The organism is Micromonospora sp. NPDC005237 (assembly GCF_040607775.1).
Classification (GTDB): Bacteria; Actinomycetota; Actinomycetes; order Mycobacteriales; family Micromonosporaceae; genus Micromonospora.
Genome location: NZ_JBEXHJ010000002.1, coordinates 554909 through 574533, shown reverse-complemented (window position 1 = coordinate 574533; position 19625 = coordinate 554909). Strand labels below are relative to the sequence as shown.

Sequence of the window (19625 nt, the reverse complement as noted above, 5' to 3'; positions counted from 1 at the left end):
ATCACCTCGTCTCCTCGGTCGTGCCTGGCCGGCTCTGCGCCCACCGTGGGAGCGCACCGATCGCGTGGCCCGGTCGACGAGCATGGGTGGACGCGGGTCAGCGATGAACTTCGTGGCTGACGGTAGCGGCCCGGTAGCCGTTCTGCTACCCCACTGGCCTCCCCTGTGGACAACCACGGCAGCCATCGGTCGCTTACGATGTGCGGCAGCCACGTCGCGGCGCGTGACGGGCAGTCCCGGGGCGGTCGGCCGCCCGGCACGTCCCAACTGGTCGAGGAGGCGCGGTGTCGCCGATCACCACCGGAGGCTCGCAGCCGGCGAGCCGGCCCGGTTGGGGCCCGGTCCCGGCCGCCAGCGCCCCGACAGCCGGGTCGGGCGCCACCGCCGTCGGAACAACCACGTCTGTCGGCACCGCGCCGGGTGTCGACACCGGAGCAACCGCGACCGTAGCCGTCGACACCGCGCCGGCCGCCCTCGGCGTCCCCGGGTCGGGGGCAGCCAGGGATCGCGTACACGATCGACGATCTCGCGGCCGGTGGGCCGCGTTCAGCCGACGCGGCGCGGGGATCCGCGCGGGTCAACTGGTCACCGGGCAGGTCGCCGTCGCGGTCGTCCTCGCCGCGCTGGGCCGGGGCACGCCGGTCACCGTCGCCGCGCTGCTGGTGGCGGCGCTCCTCGTGGCGGTCGCCGGCGTCCGGGTCCGCGGCCGGTGGCTCTTCGAGTGGCTGGGCACCGCCGCCGGGCATGTGACCCGGCGCCGTGTGCTGGGCCAGCAGCCCGGCCCGGCCGAGTTGCTCGCCCTGGTCGCACCCGGTGCCGTGGTCCACTCGACGGAGCTGTCCGGCGGGCCGGCGGCGGTGCTGGAGGACACCGGCGGCATGGTGGCGCTTCTGGAGCTCGGCGATCCCGGCGACCTGCTGGGCGACGCGTCCCGAGCGATCCCCGCGCCGGCCGCGCTGCTGCCGACGCCCGGTCCGGACGTCCCGCCGCTGCGGATCCAGCTGCTCCTCAGCGGGACGCCGGCGCCCGTCCCGACGGCGGGTGGCACCGTCGGCACGTCGTACCGGCAGCTCACCGACGGACGGCTCGCCGGGCGGGAGCGGGCGGTGCTGGCGGTCCGGGTGCTGCGGGCGGACGGGTGGACGCAGGAGGCCCTGCGTCGCGCGCTCGCCGGCACGGTACGCCGGATCGTCCGCCGACTCGGGCCGCTTACCGCCCGGCCGCTCGGCGTACCGGCGGCGCTGCGCGTGCTGGGCGAGCTGGCCCACCACGACGGCCAGCCGGTGCGGGAGTCGTGGCCGCTGCTCCGCTCGGGCGCTCTCGTCCAGGCCACGTTCCGGCTGGTCGACTGGCCGCAGACCGGCGCCCCGGCCGCGCGGCGGCTGGTGCCCCGGCTGCTCGCGCTGCCGGCGACCGCGACGACGGTGTCGCTCTGCGTGGGGCCACCGCCGGCCGCCGGCACCGGGACGGCGCCTACCGAACTGGCCGTACGCCTGGCCGCCGCGTCGACCGCCGAGCTGACCGTGGCTGTCGACGCGCTGGGCCGACTGGTCAGCGGCGTCGGCGGGACGCTGCGCAGACTCGACGGCGCGCACCTGACCGGGCTGGCTGGCACGCTGCCGGTGGCGCTCACCAGCGCCGGGGGGCAATCGGCGGTGGCGCTGGACGACTGGGAGCTGCCCCTGGGCGAGGCGGGGATGATGGTCGGCACCAACCGGCACGGCGGTGCGGTCACCGTGCGGTTGTTCCGGCCGGAGAGCACCCGGGTGATGCTGGTGGGCGGGGTGCGCGCCGCGCAGTTGGTGGCGCTGCGGGCGATGGCCCTGGGCGCGCTGGTGGTGGTGCAGACGGCGCGACCCCGTGTCTGGGAGCCGTTCGTGCGAGGTGTGGGCGCTCCGGGCGGAACGATCCCGCTGATCCCGCCGGGCCGACCGGTCGCCGACTCGGTGGGCACCGCGCTCCAGCCGTTGCTGCTGGTGGTCGACGCCGGGCCGGCGCCGGCCGAGACCGAGCCGGGGCCGGCGTGGCGGGCCACTCTCGTGGTGCGCGACGAGCTGACCCCGGCCGATGTGGACGCGTTGAGCCGCGCCGACCTGGCGGTGCTGCAGCCGCTGCACGCGGCCGAGGCCGCGCTGGCCGGCGCGGCGCTGGGGCTGGGTGGGTCGGCCGACTGGCTCACCCGGATCCGGGACGACATGGTGGCGGTGGTGAACCGCCGAGCCCTGCGGTGGGCGCTGCTCTCCCCCACCCCGATCGAGGCCCAGCTGATCGGCCGGCCGGCGCGCGGCTGAGCCGACGGGGGCGCCGACCCGAGCTGCGGCCGGGCCCGCCCTGGGCCGCATCGTCCTGGATGGTCAACCGGTGGGTTACGCCGGTGAGTGGTCCGTGGCACGATCCCGGCCATGGGTTTTCTGAAAGGGTTGCTGATTCGGCTGGCCACCACGGCGCTGGCCTTCTGGTTGGCCACACTGCTCATTCCGGGCATCGACCTGGAGTCGACCTCGGCCGTGGAGACGGTCACCACGCTGATCCTGGTGGCGGTGATCTTCGGTGTCGTCAACGCGGTGCTCCAGCCGGTCATCAAGACCGTCGGCTGCGGCTTCTACCTGCTCACCCTGGGTCTCATCGCGCTTGTGGTGAACGGGCTGCTGTTCCTGCTCACCAGCTGGATCGCCGACCAGGCCGGGCTGCCGTTCTCGGTGGACGGCTTCTGGCCGGCCGCCGTGCTCGGCGCCCTGTTCGTGAGCATCGTGACCTGGATCCTCGGCGCCGTTCTCGACCGGGACTGACCGGCGACCGACCACCACCGACCCGCACCGCCCGGCTCCCGATGGGCCGGGCGGTGCGGCGACCAGAGTTCGGGAATTGGCGGGTCTGCGAGCCGGTCGGGTTGGCTAGCCTCGCAGGCGTGTTCTCGCTAACCCGCGCCGACGGCCACCTGATCAGCACCGATCCCGCCCGGCTCGACCTGGACCGGATACACCACTGGCTGTCCACCGACGCGTACTGGGCGCTGGGGCGTGACCGGGAGACGGTCGTGCGGGCGTTCGCTGGGTCACTGCCGTTCGGCGTCTACCGGCCCGGGGACGGCCGCCAAGTGGCGGTGGCCCGGGTGGTCACCGACGGCGCCACCTTCGCCTGGCTCTGCGATTTGTACGTCGACCGGGCCTTTCGGGGCCTCGGGCTGGGTGGTTGGCTGGCCGGCGCGGTGCGCGACCACCTGGCCGAGCTGGGCGTACGCCGGATCCTGCTGGCCACCAACGACGCGCACGAGGTGTACGCGCGGGTGGGCTTCACCCCGTTGGACGTTCCGGAGCGGTGGATGCAGCTCGACCGGCGGCCACCGGTGACTCCGATCACCGGAAAGGAACAAAGCGGAGGTTCACCCCTTACGGTGGAGGCGTGACGCCACTCCGCCTGGGATACCTCTACGGCATCGGTGCGTACCTGCTCTGGGGTTTCTTTCCGCTCTACTTCAAGCTGCTGCGGCCCACCGGCCCGCTGGAGATCCTGGCCCACCGGATCGTCTGGTCGGTGCTCTTCGTGGCCCTGCTGCTCGGCGCGCTGCGCAACATCGGCTTCCTGCGGGCGCTGCTACGCCGCCGCCGGACGGTCGCCGGGATCGTCGCCGCGTCCGCGCTGATCGCCATCAACTGGGGCATCTACATCTACGGAGTCAGCTCCAACCGGGTGGTGGAGACCGCGCTCGGCTACTTCATCAACCCCCTCGTGGTGGTGCTGCTCGGGGTGACGGTGCTGCGGGAACGACTCCGCCCGGCGCAGTGGGTGGCGCTGGGCATCGGCGCGTCGGCCGTCGCGGTGCTCGCCGTCGACTACGGCCGGCTGCCCTGGCTGGCCCTGAGCCTGGCGTTCAGCTTCGCCGGCTACGGCCTGATCAAGAAGCAGCTCGGGTTGCCCGCCGCCGAGGGGCTCTTCGTCGAGTCGGCGGTGCTGGCGCTGCCCGCGCTGGGCTATCTCGCCTGGCTGCACCGGCATGGCGGGTTGACCTTCGGGCACGTCTCGGCCGGGCACACCGCGCTGCTGGTGCTGGCCGGCGCGGCCACCGCGATCCCGCTGCTGCTCTTCGCCGGGGCCGCCAACCGGCTGCCACTGACCGGCCTCGGCATGATCCAGTACCTGGCGCCGATCCTCCAGCTCGCCTGCGGCGTGCTGATCTTTCACGAGCCGATGCCGCCGGCCCGCCTCGCCGGCTTCGCACTGGTCTGGCTCGCGCTGGTGGTCTTCACCGCCGACGCCATTCGCCAGGCCCGCCAGTCCCGCCAGTCCCGCAGCACCCCTCGTCTCCCGAGCCCCGTCCCAACCCCCTGACCCACCCCACCGCAATGGGGCGCGCGGGGTTAGGGGACCGCGTACGTCAGCAGGGGGGTGCCGTCGGATCGTTGGAGTTCCACGCTGACCAGCTCGGCGTCGGTGAAGCGGGTGACGCCGGTGAAGCTGAGGTCGTCGCCGGGGGCCGCCAGCCAGGAGCCGATCTGCTCGCTGCTGCCGTTCGGGCCGTGCGCCACCAGCCGGAACGGGTACGCCTTGCCGTAGCTCGTCCGCGCGTCGTACCCGCAGTGCATGGTCACCTCGGTGCCCCACTTGCTGCCGGCCAACCCGATCTCGGCGTGCACCGGCCCGGCGGTGGCCACCGGCCGCATGGCGACCATCGACACCTGCGGGGCGGGGCGGGTGCCCTGTGCCCCCGGGGTGACCGGCGGGGCGACCGGTCGGGGCAGCACCGCAGCCGTGCCGACACCCACCACGAGGGCGAGCGCGGCGGCGGCCAGCGTGGTGAGGGCGTACCGGCGACGGGTCGCGGCGCGCTCGCGGCGCCGGCGGCTCCGGGCCTCCTCGAGCAGCGCGGGCACCCGGGGCGGGGACGGCGGCGGCAGGAACTGCTCCAGGCCCGCCGGGTCGAGGCGACCGAGCAGTCCGGGCAGGACGGCGATCTCGGCGACCGCGTCCCGGCAGGAGGCGCAGCCGGCGAGGTGCCGCTCGTAGGCCGCCCGCTCGGCGGGGGCCAGGGCACCCAGCACGTACGCGCCGTCGTCGTGCGCGAACTCGCACCGAGTCATCCCGTCACCCCCATCTCGGCCAGGACCAACCGTAGTGAGCGCAGGGCGTAGTGGGTGCGCGACTTCACCGTGCCCGGCGGCACGCCCAGCCGCGACGCCGCCTCGGCCACCGACCGCCCCTGGTAGAAGCATTCGACAAGCACTTCGCGGTGGGTGGGGCTGAGACGGTTCAACGCCTCGGCGACGGTCCACGCCTCCACCGCACGCTCTGCCTCGTCGACCACCTCGGGCGGCTCGGGCAGCTCGTCGGTGAACACCTCACCGACCCGGGTGGACCGTCGCCGCCAGGCGTCGATGGCCAGGTTACGGGCGGTGGTGAACAGCCAGGCGCGTACGGAGCCGCGTCGCGGGTCGAGGGACTCGGGGTGCCGCCAGGCCCGCAGCAGCGTCTCCTGCACCAGGTCCTCGGCCCGCTGCCGATCGCCGTTGACCAGCCGCAGGGCGTGTGCGTACAGCGCCTCCGCGTGCTCGTCGTGCAGCGCCCGCAGCAGTTGGGCGTCATGGTCGCTGATGGCGGTCTCCTCACTTCCGGCGCGCGTCCGGCGGTGTGTCCGCTCGGGAATACGTGCGGTCACGCCGAACGGTTCAGCCCGAGGTCAGACCGCTGGTCCCCACGCAGGTGTTCACGCCTGGTTCACATTGCGGCCGACGACCGCTCACCACGTCCTCCTAGCGTCCGGCTGGTACGCCGCCTGTCGTGCCACCGACTTTCCTGGAGGCCACTGAAATGAGCGACCGTCCCCGGCTGCTCCCCCTGTTGACCGGTAACCGTCATGGCACCCGTGACGCCATGACCTGTCTGTACCGCTGCGGCAACGCCTGTGACCACCCCGTCCCGAACACGTCGGACAACGCGTACTTCGGCGACGTGGTGAACGCGGAGGTCTCCCGGCGCGGCGTCGTCCGGGCCGGCGCGGTCGGCGCCCTGGTCCTCGGCTTCGGTGGCGCGGCGGCCGGCGCGCTGGCCGGCGCGGCCCCCGCCGCCGCCGCGGCCCCCGCCACCCCGGACGTGCCGGAGGGCTTCGGCTTCGGCCGCCCCGCCACGGGCGTCGGCAGCGGCGCGCTGACCTTCAAGCCGATCCCGCCGAACAAGCTGGACACCCTGGTCGTGCCGAACGGCTACGACAACGCCGTGGTGATCAAGTGGGGCGACCCGGTGCTGCCGGGCGCGCCGGAGTTCGATCTGCACCACCAGACCGCCGCCGCCCAGTCGAAGCAGTTCGGCTACAACAACGACTTCGTCGGGGTGCTGCCGCTGGACAAGCAGGGCAGGCGGGCGCTGCTCGTGGTCAACCACGAGTACACCAACGAGGACCTGATGTTCCCCGGCTTCCCCGGCCTGGACGGGCTCTCCGTGGAGCAGCTGCGCACGGCGATGGCCGCGCACGGTATGTCCGTGGTGGAGTTGGAGCGGGTCGCCGGCACCGGGCAGTGGAAGCCCGTGGACAACGGCCGCCGGCCGTACAACCGGCGGGTCACCGCGCTCAGCACCAAGTTCGACCTGACCGGCCCGGCCGCCGGCTCGGCCTGGCTGAAGACCGCGGCCGACCCCAAGGGCCGTACGGTCGTCGGCACGCTCAACAACTGCTCCGGTGGCGTGACGCCGTGGGGGACGGTGCTCTCCGGCGAGGAGAACTTCAACCAGTACTTCGTCGGCGCGGACGCCGCTCCGGCCGACCTCAAGCCGAAGCTGGACCGCTACGGCATCACCACCGCGTCCCGCTACCCCAGCGGCAGCCGTAAGTGGGAGCGCGCCGACGAGCGCTTCGACCTGGCCAAGCACCCCAACGAGGCGCACCGGTTCGGCTGGGTCGTCGAGATCGACCCGTTCGACCCGGAGAGCCGCCCGCGCAAGCACACCGCCATGGGCCGCTTCAAGCACGAGGGCGCGAACGTCATCGTCGCCAAGGACGGGCACGTGGTCGCGTACATGGGCGACGACGAGCGGTTCGACTACCTCTACAAGTTCGTCTCGGCGAAGAAGTTCCTGAAGGGCAACTCCTGGGCCGCCCGCAAGCACAACCTCACGCTGCTGGAGTCCGGCACGCTCTACGTCGCGCAGCTCGACCAGACCAGCGCGGGCGAGATCGACGGTTCGGGCACACTCCCCGCCGACGGCGCGTTCAACGGCCGGGGTCGCTGGATCAAGCTGGTCAGCGGCAACCGCTCGTTCGTCGACGGGATGACCGCCGCGGACGTGCTGACCTTCACCCGGCTCGCCGGCGACAAGGTCGGCGCGACCAAGATGGACCGCCCCGAGGACGTCGAGCCGAGCCTGCTCACCGGCAAGGTCTACGTGGCGCTGACCAACAACACCGACCGGGGCAAGGCCGGCAAGGCGGCGGCCGACGAGGCCAACCCGCGCAACGCCAACAAGCACGGGCAGATCCTGGAGCTGGTCGAGGACCGCAACGACAACACCTCGGAGACCTTCGCCTGGTCGCTGCCGATCGTCTGCGGCGACCCGACCGACCCGTCGACCTTCTTCGCCGGGTACGACAAGACCAAGGTCTCCCCGATCTCGTGCCCGGACAACGTCGCCTTCGACGCCACCGGCAACCTGTGGATCTCCACCGACGGCAACGCGCTGGGCAGCAACGACGGCCTCTTCGCCACCGCCGTCGAGGGTCCCGAGAAGGGTCACCTCAAGCAGTTCCTCACCGTGCCGCTCGGCGCGGAGACCTGCGGCCCGTTCATCACCGGCGACAACCGCTCGGTCTTCGTCGCCGTGCAGCACCCGGGTGAGATCACCGGCGCGTCGGTGGAGAACCCGGCCTCTAACTGGCCGGACGGCGACTACGCCAAGCCGGGCGTGGTGGTCACCTGGCGCCTCGACGGCGGCCCGGTGGGCAGCTGACGGTGCTCCCGCGGCCGGCAGGCCGCTGACGTTGCTCCGGCGGTTCGGCGCTGGACCGCCCCGAGAGGCCCTCTCCCAGCCCGGGAGAGGGCCTCTCGGCATCCGGCGGGTCAGTGGTCGGCGGCGATGCCGTCGGCGACCGTGCGGGCGACGGTGAGCAGCTTGGCCCGGACGACCCGAGCGGAGGTCATCATCTCGCTCGCCGGCAGGGCGCAGGCCAGCACGACCCGACGTTCCATGTCCTTGTCCGGCGTGACGAGCACCGCCGCGCAGGCCACACCCTGGCGGAACTGCCCCAGCTCCAGCTGCATCCCGCGCCGGTCGCCGGCGGCCAGGTCGGCCTCGAACGCCTCGGTGGTGGTCAGCGTCGCGGTGGTGAACGAGCGCATGCCGTACTCGCGCAGGTAGCGGAAACGCTGCTCGGTGGTGAGGGTGGCGAGCAGGGACTTGCCGAGGGCGGTCGCGTGCGCCCCCTCGTCGAAGCCGGGGACCAGGTCTTCCAGGTAGGGCGAGCGGTGCCCCTCGGCCACCGCCGTGACGGCGACCTGACCGCCGACGAAGCGGCCCAGGTAGTGGCTGTAGCCGGTGTCCACGGCGGCCCGGCGCAACGTCTCACCGACCACCGGCGGGCCCCGGAACGCGGTCACCAGCTCGCGGTAACGGTCGGCCACCTCCAGCCCCACGATGTACGTGCCGTCCTCCCGACGGATCACGTAGCCCTCGTACGCGAGCGTGCGGACCAGGTGGTAGGTGGTGGCCACGGTCAGCTCGCACCGTCGGGCGATCTGCTTGACGGTCAGGCCCTTCGGAGCGCGACCGACCGACTCGAGCACCCGCAGTGCTCGGGACACGCTGCGGATCAGGTCCGAGGGTTCTGCCAAGGGGTCGCGCACAACCACCTCCGCCGCCGGGGACTTACACCATATGAAAAACAGGCCGGGTGCGAAATGCCTGTTCGGGTCGAGGATGCCAGATCACCATCCACTCCTCGTAGGCCACTGGTCACCGGGAGTGGTCCGAGTCTGACTCGCGTAGGTTTGCCGGACGATGACCAACACCGCCCTCACCCCCGCTGAAGACCGCGCCCGGACCCGCCCGATCCGGGCCAGTGCCGGTGCCGTCGCCACCACTGTGGCCTGCGTACTGCCCGTCTTCCTCCTCGGCGGCCTCGCCGTGCAGATGGGAGCGGACCTCGGGTTCTCCCCGGCCGGGCTGGGCCTGGCCGTGTCCGTCTACTTCGGCGTGAGCGCGCTGGCCTCGGTGCCCTCCGGCCGGCTCGTCGAGCGGTACGGGCCGGCCGTGGTGGCCCGCTGCGGCATCGTGCTGGCCTCCGGGTCGATGCTGGCCGTGGCGGCGGTCGCCCGCTCGTACGAGGTGCTGCTCGCCCTGCTGGCGCTCAGCGCCGCCGCCAACGCCCTCGGCCAACTGGCCAGCAACGCCGCACTGGCCCAGCATGTGCCCCCGAACCGGCAGGGGCTGTCGTTCGGTGTCAAGCAGGCGGCCATTCCGGTCTCCACCCTGCTGGCTGGCGCGGCGGTGCCCACCATCGCGCTCACCGCCGGGTGGCGCTGGGCGTTCGTGGCCGCGGCCGTCGCGGCGCTGACGACGCTGCCGGCCGTACCCCGGCAGCTGCCCGGCCGGGACCGACGGGCCGACGCGACGCGCGCGGGCCGGGCCACGACGGCGCTGGTGGTGCTCGGCGCGGCGGCGACGTTGGCGGCGGGCGCGGCCAACGCGCTGGGCACCTTCCTGGTGGACTCGGCCGCCGCCCGGGGTCTCTCGCCGGGCCTCGCCGGCCTCACCCTGACCCTGGGCAGCGCGGTCTGCGTGGCCGCCCGGGTGGGCGCCGGCGGACTGGCCGACCGCCGGGCCAGCGGTCACGTCGCGCTCATCGCCGCGATGCTGGTGGTCGGGGCGACCGGGCTCGGTCTGCTCGCGGTGGCCGGCCCGGTGCCGTTGGTGGCCGGCGTGGTGCTCGGCTTCGGCCTGGGCTGGGCGTGGCCCGGCCTCATGAACTTCGCGGTGGTCCGGCTGCACCCGCAGGCCCCGGCCGCCGCCACTTCGATCACGCAGACCGGGGTGTACGCGGGCGGCTGCCTCGGCCCGTTGAGCCTCGGCCCGCTCGCCGCCCACTTCGGCTACCCGGCCATGTGGGCCACGGCGGCGGTGGCGATGCTGCTCGCCGCCGCCCTCATGCTGATGGGCAGCCGCCTCCTGACCGCCACCCGCCCCAACCCCGCGTGATCATGAAGTTATTGCCCGATCAGACGGCGTGTCGGGGCAATAACTTCATGATCAACCGAGTGCCGGGTGGGGGTGGGGGTGGGGGTTAGCTGGTGCGGTCGGCGATGTAGTCGCAGAGCGATTCCAGCGCCTGGCGTGACGCGCTCGCGGGGAGCGGGGCCAGGCGCGCGCGGGCGTCCTCGGCGTAGCTGCGTACGGTCTCCCGGGCGCGCTTGAGCGCCGGGCTCTCCCGGAGCAGCCCCAGGGCCTCGGCGTGCAGCGCGTCGTCGGTCAACGGGCCGGTCGCCAGGATCTCCCGTAGCCGCACCGACGCGGCGTCGGAGTCGTCGGCCGCACGGGCGTAGAGCACCGGCAGCGTCGGGACACCCTCGCGCAGGTCCGTACCGGGCGTCTTGCCCGACTGCACCGACTCGGAAGCGATGTCCAGCAGGTCGTCGGTGAGCTGGAACGCGACGCCGATCGTCTCGCCGTAGCCGGCGAGGGCCTCGACCTGCTCGGCCGGGGCGCCGCCGAACATGCCGCCGAACCGGACCGACGTGGCGATCAGCGATCCGGTCTTCTCGGCGATCACGCTCAGGTAGTGCGCGACCGGGTCCTCCCCGGCGCGCGGACCCACCGTCTCCGCGATCTGACCGTGCACCAGGCGGGCGAAGGTACGCGCCTGCAACCTGACGGCCTCGGGGCCCAGATCGGCCGCGATGTCCGCGGCGCGGGCGAAGAGGTAGTCGCCGACCAGGATGGCGACCGAGTTGGTCCAACGCGAGTTGGCGCTCGGTGCGCCCCGCCGCACGGCGGCCTCGTCCATCACGTCGTCGTGGTAGAGGGTGGCCAGGTGGGTGAGCTCCATCACCACGGCCGCCGGGACCACCTGCGCGCCCGACGGATCGCCGAACTGAGCGCCGAGCGCCACCAGCAGCGGCCGGAACCGCTTTCCGCCGGCCTCCAGGAGGTGCCGGGCCGCCTCGGTGACGAACGGGTCGGCGCTGGCCACACTGGCCCGCAGCTCGACCTCGACCGCGTCCAGCAGCCCCAGCACGGACGCCTCGACGCGGGGATCGGCAAGATGGAGGCCGAGCGCGCCGAACTGACTCGTGCTCGCCCGACCCCGGCGACCGCCGGAACCGGTGGCACCTGAACGCTCGCCAGCCGGAATCACCACACCATCAACCATGCCACACCCGTTCGACCTGCTCCGGGTCGGGGATACGCAGCGGGGGCCGGCACGCTGTCGCGCGCCGGCCCCCGGTGTCCGAGGTACGTCTCACCGCACGAATTCTGCGGCTCCGGTAGCCAGGTCGAGCAGTGGACCAGGGGCGACACCCAGCGCGAGGGTGGCCAGCACGCCGACCATGAGCGCGGCGGACGTGAGGCCGCCCGGCACGGTGACCGTCGGCGTGGACTCGCCCGGCTCGGACAGCCACATCATCACCACGACCCGCAGGTACGGGAACGCCAGCACCATGCTGGTCAGCACGCCGGCCACCACCAGCCACACGTGCCCGCTCTCCCACGCCGGCCCGAAGACCGCGAACTTGCTGGTGAAGCCGCTGGTCAGCGGGATACCGGCGAACGCCAGCAGGATGAACGTGAACAGCCCGGCGTAGAACGGCGAGCGCTGCCCCAGCCCGGCCCAGCGGGACAGGTGGGTGGCCTCCCCGTCGGCGTCACGCACCAGGGTCACCACCGCGAACGCGGCCAGCACCGAGAAGCCGTACGCGACCAGGTAAAACATCGTGCCGGTGAGACCGACCTTGGAGGGCGCCAGCACACCGACCAGCAGGTAGCCGGCGTTGGCGATCGAGGAGTACGCGAGCAGCCGCTTGATGTCGGTCTGGGTGACCGCGAGCACCGCGCCGACCAGCATGGTCAGCACCGCCACCGCACCGAGCACCGGCGTGAAGTCCCAACCCCCGCCCTCGAACGCGACGTGGAAGACGCGCAGCAGCGCGCCGAACGCCGCGACCTTGGTGCAGGCGGCCATGAAGCCGGTGACCGGGGTCGGCGCACCCTGGTAGACGTCCGGTGTCCACACGTGGAACGGGGCCGCCGCGGCCTTGAAGAGCAGACCGATGGCGAGCAGCGCCATGCCGGCGAAGAGCAGCACCGGGCTGGCCGGCGACTCGCTCACCGCCGCGTTGACGGTGGCGAAGTCGACCCCGGCCGACCGGCCGGGAACACCGGCGGTGAAGCCGTAGATCAGGGCCACCCCGAACAGGAAGAACGCCGAGGCGTACGCGCCGAGCAGGAAGTACTTCATCGCCGCCTCCTGGCTCAGCAGACGCCGGCGGCGGGCCAGCGCGCAGAGCAGGTAGAGCGGCAGGGAGAAGACCTCCAGCGCGATGAACATGGTCAGCAGGTCGTTCGCCGCCACGAAGATCAGCATGCCGCCGATCGCGAACGTGACGAGCGGGTACACCTCGGTGAGCCCGTTGCGCCCCTCGGCCTGCTTGCGGTCGTCGGCCGACTCGGCGGTCACCGCGGCCTGGGCGACGAACGCGCCGCCCCGCTCGACGGAACGGTCACCGATCAGCAGCAGCGCCATCGCGGCCAGCACCAGGATGGCGCCCTGGAGGAAGAGCGTCGGCCCGTCCACCGCGATGGACTGACCGGCCGTGACGAGCCGGTCGTCGGCGTTGAGGACCACCATGGTCAGCGCGGCGAGGACGGCCAGCAGCGCCAACGTCAGCTGCACCACGTGCCGCGAGCGGCGCGGCACGAACGCCTCGACCAGCACACCGAGCAACGCGGTGCCCAGCATGATCATGATCGGGGCGAGTGCCGCGTAGTCGAGCGACGGCAATTTCAACTCGGTCACTTTGCCGCCTCCTGGACGGTGCCGCCCACGGACGGGGCCGGGTCGGTTCTGCCGATGTCGTCCATGGTCGCCTGGACGGCCGGGTTGATCACATCGGTGACCGGCTTGGGATAGAAGCCGAGCAGGACGATCAGCGCGACCAGCGGGGCGACCACGACCTTCTCGCGCAGGTTGAGGTCCCGGCGCATCCCGTCGACCTCGGTCAGCGCCGGATTGAGCGTGCCCTGCGTGGTGCGCTGCACCATCCACAGCACGTACGCCGCCGCCAGGATGATGCCGACCGTGGCGATGACCGCCACCGGCTTGTTCACCGTGAACGTGCCGATCAGCACCAGGAACTCGGAGATGAACGGCGCGGTGCCGGGCAGCGCGAGCGAGGCGAGACCGGCGAAGAACAGCACACCGGCGAGCACCGGGACCAGCTTGCCGGCGCCGCCGAAGTCACTGATCAACGACGAGCCACGCCGGGAGATCAGCATGCCGACCACCAGGAACAGCAGGCCGGTGGCCAGACCGTGGTTGAGCATGTAGAGCACCGCGCCCGTACCGGCCTGCGTGGTGAAGGCGAAGATACCCACCCCGATGAACCCGAAGTGCGCGATCGACGTGTACGACACGAGCCGCTTGAGGTCGTTCTGGCCGACCGCCAGCAGCGCCGCGTAGATGATGCCGATGACGCCCAGCGCCAGCGCCCACGGCGCGAACCACTTCGACGCCTCCGGGAACAGCGGCAGGCAGTAGCGCAGGATCCCGAACGTGCCGACCTTGTCCAGCACACCGACCAGCAGCGCGGCGGCACCCGCCGGGGCGGCGCCACCGGCGTCCGGCAGCCAGGTGTGGAACGGGAAGAACGGGGCCTTGATGGCGAACGCGAGGAAGAAGCCGAGGAACAGCCACCGCTCGGTGCCGGTGCTGATGTCCACCTGCGACAGCGCCTGCCAGTCGAAGGTCTTCCCGCCGACCACCCAGAGGCCGATCACCGCGGCCAGCATGAACAGACCGCCGACCAGCGAGTAGAGGAAGAACTTCACCGCCGCGTACTGCCGCTGGTGGCCGCCGTAGCTGCCGATCAGGAAGTACATCGGCACCAGCATGACCTCGAAGAACACGTAGAACAGGAAGACGTCGGCGGCGGCGAAGACGCCGATCATCGTGCTCTCGAGGATCAGCAGCAGCGCGAAGTAGACCGGGATGGACCGCTTGGAGGACTCCGCGTCGTGCCAGGAGGCCAGGATCACCAGCGGCACCAGCACCGCGATCAGCATGAGCATCACCAGCGCGATGCCGTCGGCGGCGAAGGTGAAGCTGACGCCCCAGTTCGGGATCCAGGAGTACGACTCCCGGAACTGGAACCGGTCACCGCCCGCGTTGAAGCTGACCCACATCACCACCGAGAGCACCAGCACCAGCAGCGACCAGACGAACGCCACCTGCTTGGCCAGCTCCGGCCGGTGGCGCGGCAGGAAGGCCACCACCAGGGCGCCCACCAGCGGCGCCACGGTGAGCACCGAGAGGAACGGGAAGTTGGACATTATGCGGCCTTACCTCCGTCGTGGATGCGTGGTCCGCCGGCGGGGGCGGGCGTATTCAGGTCGATCACGCCAACCACCCCGCCTGCACCGCCAGGAACGCCGCCATCACCAGCAGCGCACCGGCCAGGATCGAGGTGGCGTACGAGCGGACGAAACCGGTCTGCAGCCGCCGGAGCCGGCCCGAACCGCCGCCGACGCCGGCGGCGAGCCCGTTGACCAGCCCGTCGATGCCCCGGTTGTCGAGGAAAACCAGCGCCCGGGTGAGGAAGATGCCCGGCTTCTCGAAGACCGCCTCGTTGACCGCGTCGGTGTAGAGGTTGCGCCGGGCGGCGGTGACCAGCACCCCGGCCGGCTGCGGCGCGGTGGCCGTACCGGCCCGGAACAGGAACCAGGCCAGCCCGGCGCCGAGCACCGTCACCAGCAGCGAGAGCGCGGTGATCACGCCGTGCGCGAGGACCGCCTCGTGCTCCGCGTGCTCGCCGCCCAGCCCGGCGGTCGCCGTCAGCCAGTCCGGAACGGACGTGGAGAGCAGGAAACCGGCGCCGACCGAGCCGACCGCCAGCAGGATCAGCGGGATGGTCATCAGCCTCGGCGACTCGTGCGGGTGCTCGATGTCCTCGGTCCACCGCTTCGGGCCGTGGAAGGTGAGCACGAACAGCCGGGTCATGTAGAACGCGGTCAGTCCGGCGCCGAGCAGCGCCGCCCCGCCGAAGAGCCAGGCGGTCCAGTCCTCCCGCTCGAAGGCGGCCACGATGATCGGCTCCTTCGAGAAGAAGCCGGAGAACGGGAACATGCCGATGATGGCCAGCCAGCCCATCATGAACGTCAGCCAGGTGACCTTCATGTACGTCGACAGCCCACCGAAGCGGCGGATGTCCACCTGGTCCTTCATCCCGTGCATGACCGAGCCGGCGCCCAGGAACATGTTGGCCTTGAAGAAGCCGTGCGCCAGCAGGTGCACGATGGCCAGCGCGTACGCGCCACCGCCCAGGCCGACGCCGAGGAACATGTAGCCGATCTGGCTGACCGTCGACCAGGCCAGCACCCGCTTGATGTCGTCCTTCGCCGCGCCGATGACGCAACCCATCAGCAGGGTGAGCGCGCCGACGCTGACCACCACGAGCTGGAGCGTCGAGTTGGCGGAGAAGATCGGGTTGGACCGGGCGATCAGGTAGACACCGGCGGTGACCATGGTGGCGGCGTGGATGAGCGCCGACACCGGAGTGGGGCCCTCCATCGCGTCCGGCAGCCACGCCTGTAGCGGGAACTGGCCGGACTTGCCGGCCGCACCGAGCAGCAGCAGCAGGCCGAGCACCAGCACGGTGGTGCCGGTCAACGCGCCGACACCGTTGAACACCTCGTCGTACTGGGTGGTGCCCAGGGTCGCGAACATGATGAAGATGCCGATGGCGAGGCCGGTGTCGCCGACCCGGTTCATCAGGAACGCCTTCTTGCCGGCCGTGGCGGCGCTCGGCCGCCCGTACCAGAAGGAGATCAGCAGGTACGACGCCAGACCGACGCCCTCCCAGCCGAAGTACAGCATCACGTAGTTGTTGCCGAGCACCAGCAGCAGCATGGCCGCGACGAACAGGTTGAAGTACGCGAAGAACCGGCGGCGACCCGCGTCGTGCGCCATGTACTCGACGGCGTACAGGTGGATCAGGAACCCGACGCCGGTGATAAGCAGGACGAAGACCGCGGCCAGCGGGTCGAACAGCAGGCCGAAGTCGACCCGCAGATCACCGACCGCGATGAAGTCCCAGAGGCTCAGCTCGGCCGACTTGTTCTCCAGGCCGCGCAGCTGGAAGAAGGACGCCAGCCCGAGCACGAACGCGGCGCCGATGGCCGCGACGCCCAACCAGTGCCCCCAGCGGTCGGCCCGCCGGCCGAGCAGCAGCAGGATGGCCGCGCTGACCAGCGGGATCGCCACCAGCAGCCAGACGCTGCCGAGCAAGCCCGTGGCCTCTGCGTACTGCACAGTCTCTTCCACTCGCTTGCCCCTTAGTACTTGAGCAGGTTGGCGTCGTCGACACTCGCCGAGCGCCGGGTCCGGAAGATGGACATGATGATCGCGAGGCCGACGACGACCTCGGCCGCGGCCACCACCATCACGAAGAACGCCATGATCTGGCCGTTGAGGTCACCGTTGATCCGGCTGAAGGTGACCAGCGTCAGGTTGGCCGCGTTGAGCATCAGCTCGACACACATGAACAGCACGATCGCGTTGCGCCGGATGAGCACCCCGGACGCGCCGATGGTGAACAGCACCGCCGCCAGCACGAGGTAATGATTGGGCGTCACTGGTCGGTCCCCTTCAGCGTGGTCTCCTGCGCGGTCAGCTCGCGGACCGGCAGGATGTCCGGCGTGCTCCGCTCGGTGAGCCGCCCGTCCGGCAGCCGCGCCGGGGTGGCCACCGAGGAGGAGGTGGCGAAGACGCCGGGGCCCGGCTTGGGGCCGGGGTAGTTGCCCGGCGCGAAGCGCGCCCGCATCGTCGACGGCTGGTCGACCTTGTCCTGCTTGCGCCGCTCGACGTGCGCGAGCACCATGGCGCCGACCGCCGCGGTGATCAGCAGCGCCGAGGTCAGCTCGAACGCGAAGACGTACTTGGTGAACAGCAGCCGGGCGATGCCCTGCACGTTGCCTTCGGCGTTGGCCTGGTCCAGGCCGACCGCCGTGGTCTTGTCCATGGCGTTGTAGACGGCGGTGCCGACCAGGCCGGCGAAGCCGAGCCCCAGCAGGATCGCGGCGACGCGCTGACCGCGCAGCGTCTCGATCAACGAGTCGGAGGCGTCCCTGCCCACCAGCATCAGCACGAACAGGAAGAGCATCATGATCGCGCCGGTGTAGACGATGATCTGCACCATGCCGATGAACGGCCCGGCCTGGAGTACGTAGAACACGCCCAGGCAGAGCATCGTGAGCACCAGCCAGAGCGCCGAGTGCACCGCGTTGCGGGCCGCCACCATCCCGATCGCGCCGATGAGCGCGAGCGGCGCGAGGATCCAGAAGGTGACCTCCTCGCCGCCGGACACCCCGCCCGCCGCGGCCAGCACCGTAGACGTGGTCATGCTCCCTCTCCCTTGCCGGCCGCCGCGCGCTGGGCGGCCTGCTCGGCGCCCGGGAACGTCACGCCGGGGTGCTCCTCGACCTGGTAGCGGCCGGGGCCCATGGGGGACGTCTCGGCACCGGCGGACGTGCCCGGGTTGTCCAGCGCGCCGACGTAGTAGTCCTTCTCGCTGTCACCCAGGCGCATCGGGTGCGGCGGCTGCTCCATGCCCTCGAGCAGCGGAGCGAGCAGCTGCTCCTTCGTGAAGATCAGGTCCTGCCGGTTGTCCCGGGCCAGCTCGTACTCGTTGCTCATGGTGAGCGAACGGGTCGGGCAGGCCTCGATGCAGAGCCCGCAGAAGATGCACCGCGCGTAGTTGATCTGGTAGGTGCTGGCGTACCGCTCACCGGGCGAGAAGCGCTGCTCGTCGGTGTTGTCGCCGCCCTCGACGTAGATCGCGTCCGCCGGGCAGGCCCAGGCGCACAGCTCGCAGCCGATGCACTTCTCCAGGCCGTCCGGATGCCGGTTGAGGATGTGCCGCCCGTGGTAGCGCGGCGCCGACACCGGCGGCTTGAACGGATAGTCGGTCGTGACGACCTTCCTGAACATGTGCGAGAAGGTGACACCGAATCCCTTGAACGTTCCGGTGATCGCGCCCACGTCACACCTCCCTGGAGTCCGAGCCGGCGACGATGTTGGCCGGCTCCCGCTCGGCGACCACGCGCGTGATACGCGGGCTCGGTGGTACCTGTAGATCCATCGGTGGCAGCGGGAAGCTCCCGTACGGCCGGCTGTCCACCTGCTCCTGCGCGGTCGGCTTGGGCTGCGGGCGACGACTCGGCCAGAACAGGGTGGCGAGCAACAGCACGCCGGCCGGGATGCCGACCGCGATCAGCTTGCCGCGCGAGTCCCAGTCCTCGATGGAGCGCAGGCCCGACAGGACCAGGATCCAGACCAGGTTGATCGGCAGCAGCACCTTCCAGCCGAAGCGCATGAACTGGTCGTAGCGCAGCCGGGGCAGCGTGCCACGCAGCCACACGAAGACGAAGACCAGCGCGATCACCTTGCCGAAGAACCAGAGCATCGGCCACCAACCGGAGTTGGCGCCCTCCCAGAGCGTGATCGGCCACGGCGCCCGCCAGCCGCCGAGGAACAGCGTGGTGGTGACCGCGGACATGGTCACCATGGCGACGTACTCGCTGAGCATGAAGAGCGCGAACTTCAGCGAGCTGTACTCCGTCATGAAGCCGGCGACCAGCTCGGACTCGGCCTCGGGCAGGTCGAACGGCGCCCGGTTGGTCTCGCCGACGGTGGCGATGAAGAAGATGACGAAGCTGGGCAGCAGCAGGATCGCGTACCAGCCCGGGGCCGGGATCTCGGTGCCGAAGAGGGTCAGCCGGGTGGCGTCGCCCTGCGCGGCGACGATCCCGCTGGTGCTCATCGTGCCGGCGGTCATGAAGACGGCCACGATGGAGAGCCCCATGGCGACCTCGTAGGAGATCATCTGGGCGCTCGACCGCAGGCCGCCGAGCAGCGGGTACGTCGAGCCGGAGGCCCACCCGCCCAGCACGATGCCGTAGACGCCCATCGAGGAGCAGGCCAGCAGCAGCAGCACCGCCACCGGCACGTCGGTGACCTGCAACGGCGTGTGGTGACCGGCGATGCTCACCATCGGGCCGAACGGCACCACCGACAGCGCGGTGACCGCGCAGATCACCGAGATCGTCGGGGCGAAGAAGTAGACGACCTTGTCGGCCGCCTTCGGCAGGATGTCCTCCTTGAAGGCCATCTTGAGGCCGTCGGCGAGGGTCTGCAGCAGGCCGAACGGGCCGACCTGGTTGGGGCCGGGCCGCACCTGCATGTAGCCCACCACGCGCCGCTCGAACCAGACACCGAGCAGGGTGGCCAGCAGGCCGAAGGCGAACGCGAAGACGATCTTGCCAAGGACCAGCCACCACGGATCCCGACCGAAGTCGGCCAGCGTCGGGTCCTGGGCCAGGAGTGACGGAGTCACTGTGCCCACCTTTCGTTCGCGACTGCGGGGCTCACTCGC

At 71.5% G+C, this 19625-nt stretch carries 17 protein-coding genes; 6 read left to right on the top strand and 11 right to left on the bottom strand.

The annotated features are described in order from the left end of the window. Window positions 1-284 precede the first annotated feature (284 nt). The 4 genes from eccE (at window position 285) to rarD (ending at window position 4329) form a co-directional block, all read left to right on the top strand. Complete coding sequence (eccE, locus tag ABZT87_RS07630; RefSeq protein ID WP_355134278.1) at window positions 285-2291, top strand: type VII secretion protein EccE; 2007 nt, start codon at window positions 285-287, stop codon at window positions 2289-2291. Between the two features lie 111 nt (window positions 2292-2402). Next, the gene (locus ABZT87_RS07625; RefSeq protein ID WP_234584566.1) at window positions 2403-2789 is read left to right on the top strand and encodes a phage holin family protein; all 387 of its coding nucleotides are present in this window, start codon (window positions 2403-2405) and stop codon (window positions 2787-2789) included. Window positions 2790-2908: 119 nt separating this feature from the next. After that, the gene (locus ABZT87_RS07620) at window positions 2909-3406 is read left to right on the top strand and encodes a GNAT family N-acetyltransferase (protein ID WP_355065361.1); all 498 of its coding nucleotides are present in this window, start codon (window positions 2909-2911) and stop codon (window positions 3404-3406) included. Next, complete coding sequence (gene rarD / locus ABZT87_RS07615; RefSeq protein WP_355134276.1) at window positions 3403-4329, top strand: EamA family transporter RarD; 927 nt, start codon at window positions 3403-3405, stop codon at window positions 4327-4329. Before ABZT87_RS07620 ends, rarD begins: the two co-directional genes overlap by 4 nt. Window positions 4330-4358: 29 nt before the next feature. Here rarD and ABZT87_RS07610 read toward each other — a convergent pair whose 3' ends face one another. Further along, a complete protein-coding gene (locus ABZT87_RS07610) occupies window positions 4359-5078 on the bottom strand; it encodes a zf-HC2 domain-containing protein (protein ID WP_354860435.1) in 720 nt (239 codons plus the stop codon). Next, window positions 5075-5590, bottom strand: coding sequence for a sigma-70 family RNA polymerase sigma factor (locus tag ABZT87_RS07605; RefSeq protein ID WP_266249813.1), 516 nt, complete (start codon window positions 5588-5590; stop codon window positions 5075-5077). Before ABZT87_RS07605 ends, ABZT87_RS07610 begins: the two co-directional genes overlap by 4 nt. Before the next feature lie 215 nt (window positions 5591-5805). Here ABZT87_RS07605 and ABZT87_RS07600 point away from each other — a divergent pair, with 215 nt between their 5' ends. Next, window positions 5806-7935, top strand: a complete 2130-nt coding sequence (locus tag ABZT87_RS07600) for a PhoX family phosphatase (protein WP_355134274.1) — start codon at window positions 5806-5808, stop codon at window positions 7933-7935. Window positions 7936-8045: 110 nt separating this feature from the next. On the opposite strand, the gene ABZT87_RS07595 is transcribed toward ABZT87_RS07600, so the two are convergent. Next, complete coding sequence (locus ABZT87_RS07595; RefSeq protein WP_355134272.1) at window positions 8046-8828, bottom strand: IclR family transcriptional regulator C-terminal domain-containing protein; 783 nt, start codon at window positions 8826-8828, stop codon at window positions 8046-8048. A gap of 154 nt (window positions 8829-8982) precedes the next feature. On the opposite strand from ABZT87_RS07595, the gene ABZT87_RS07590 reads away from it, so the two are divergent. Continuing rightward, complete coding sequence (locus ABZT87_RS07590) at window positions 8983-10179, top strand: MFS transporter (RefSeq protein WP_355134270.1); 1197 nt, start codon at window positions 8983-8985, stop codon at window positions 10177-10179. Between the two features lie 85 nt (window positions 10180-10264). Here ABZT87_RS07590 and ABZT87_RS07585 read toward each other — a convergent pair whose 3' ends face one another. The 8 genes from ABZT87_RS07585 to nuoH form a co-directional block, all read right to left on the bottom strand. Further along, window positions 10265-11350 (bottom strand): polyprenyl synthetase family protein, encoded by a 1086-nt coding sequence (locus ABZT87_RS07585; protein WP_354862043.1) that lies wholly within the window; start codon window positions 11348-11350, stop codon window positions 10265-10267. Between the two features lie 90 nt (window positions 11351-11440). Beyond that, window positions 11441-12994: an NADH-quinone oxidoreductase subunit NuoN gene (nuoN, locus tag ABZT87_RS07580; protein WP_355065353.1), complete on the bottom strand. Its 1554-nt coding sequence runs from the start codon at window positions 12992-12994 to the stop codon at window positions 11441-11443. Continuing rightward, on the bottom strand, window positions 12991-14526 hold the full coding sequence (locus tag ABZT87_RS07575) for an NADH-quinone oxidoreductase subunit M (RefSeq protein WP_355134268.1): 1536 nt from the start codon (window positions 14524-14526) through the stop codon (window positions 12991-12993). The genes nuoN and ABZT87_RS07575 overlap by 4 nt, the downstream gene beginning before the upstream one ends. 64 nt (window positions 14527-14590) lie before the next feature. Continuing rightward, a complete protein-coding gene (nuoL, locus tag ABZT87_RS07570; protein WP_354862048.1) occupies window positions 14591-16516 on the bottom strand; it encodes an NADH-quinone oxidoreductase subunit L in 1926 nt (641 codons plus the stop codon). Between the two features lie 11 nt (window positions 16517-16527). Then, window positions 16528-16827 (bottom strand): NADH-quinone oxidoreductase subunit NuoK, encoded by a 300-nt coding sequence (gene nuoK, locus ABZT87_RS07565; RefSeq protein WP_007454601.1) that lies wholly within the window; start codon window positions 16825-16827, stop codon window positions 16528-16530. Beyond that, window positions 16824-17594 carry an NADH-quinone oxidoreductase subunit J gene (locus ABZT87_RS07560; protein ID WP_354862050.1) on the bottom strand — a complete coding sequence of 257 codons (771 nt, stop codon included), beginning with the start codon at window positions 17592-17594 and terminating at the stop codon, window positions 16824-16826. Before ABZT87_RS07560 ends, nuoK begins: the two co-directional genes overlap by 4 nt. After that, entirely contained in the window at window positions 17591-18232 is a 642-nt protein-coding gene (gene nuoI, locus ABZT87_RS07555; protein WP_007454597.1) for an NADH-quinone oxidoreductase subunit NuoI, read from the bottom strand. Before nuoI ends, ABZT87_RS07560 begins: the two co-directional genes overlap by 4 nt. Window position 18233: 1 nt before the next feature. Beyond that, complete coding sequence (gene nuoH, locus ABZT87_RS07550) at window positions 18234-19586, bottom strand: NADH-quinone oxidoreductase subunit NuoH (RefSeq protein WP_355065347.1); 1353 nt, start codon at window positions 19584-19586, stop codon at window positions 18234-18236. Window positions 19587-19625: the final 39 nt, after the last annotated feature.